This is a genomic window from Brachyspira catarrhinii (assembly GCF_005518285.1).
Lineage (GTDB): Bacteria > Spirochaetota > Brachyspiria > Brachyspirales > Brachyspiraceae > Brachyspira > Brachyspira catarrhinii.
The window spans coordinates 1-948 of record NZ_SJDU01000610.1 but is presented as its reverse complement, the minus strand read 5'-3'; the positions used below and the strand labels follow the sequence as shown (position 1 = coordinate 948).

General features: G+C 22.7%; 1 pseudogene. It reads left to right on the top strand.

Annotation, left to right across the window (positions count from 1 at the left end):
- Positions 1–948: pseudogene (locus EZH24_RS12605) on the top strand (DUF2971 domain-containing protein); the annotation flags it as partial.

The following is a 948-nucleotide window of genomic DNA, read 5'->3' as shown; positions in this document are numbered from 1 at the left end:
TATAGATTATAATAAAAAAGAAGGCGATATTCAAAGTGATAGCATTGAATATTTGAGACTTACAAGTATATCAAAAACAAATGACCCACAGGAAGGTGAAATATTAAAAAATTTGTTATCAATAAATACTGAAAAGAATTTTAATATAGAAGAAACAAATAAAGATTACTTAGTCCTTCAAACTTCTTTTATTAAATATACGAATTCTCTTACAATGTTTAGATTATATGGTAAAAAAGAAGGTAAGGAAGGAACAGGAGTATGCTTGGTTTTTGGAAAGTCATTTTTTAATACTGATAATTCTTCTATAGCAAGTCCATCACAACATCTTGGCAGTTCAGATTCAAAAGAAAATAAAAATGATATAGAAAAAGAAGAATTTTCTTATAAAACATTACAATCAATTTATAATAAATCATATTATAACAATAGAGGAAATAAACTTCCACTTTATTTTATGTTATATTACGATAAAGATAAAAACGAACTTATTTATAATCCTACTGATAGTGTTTATGAAAATAAACGAATAAAACTTAATGAATTAGGTAATATGACATTCTCATATGATAATAAAATTGATGATAATATAGGAATTATTTTTAATAAAATATTTGATACTATTAAGGAACTAGAAAATGAAGAATTAGAAATTGCATATAAACTATTAATAAATATAAGATATTTAATCAAACATTCCTCATTTTTTGAAGAACAAGAGCTTAGAATTATTCAATTAGTTAAAAATGACGGTAGTAATGTTTTATTTGATAAGGACATAAATAGGCTATACTTAAATTATGAAACCCCAATTTTTGAAAGAGATTATTTAAAAAAAGTAATTATAGGACCTAAAGTAGAAGAAGCAATTTCATTAAAAGAGGTATATCAGCACCTAATAATGAAAAATAAAAGTAATAAAAATATAGATATAGAAATATCCGATTT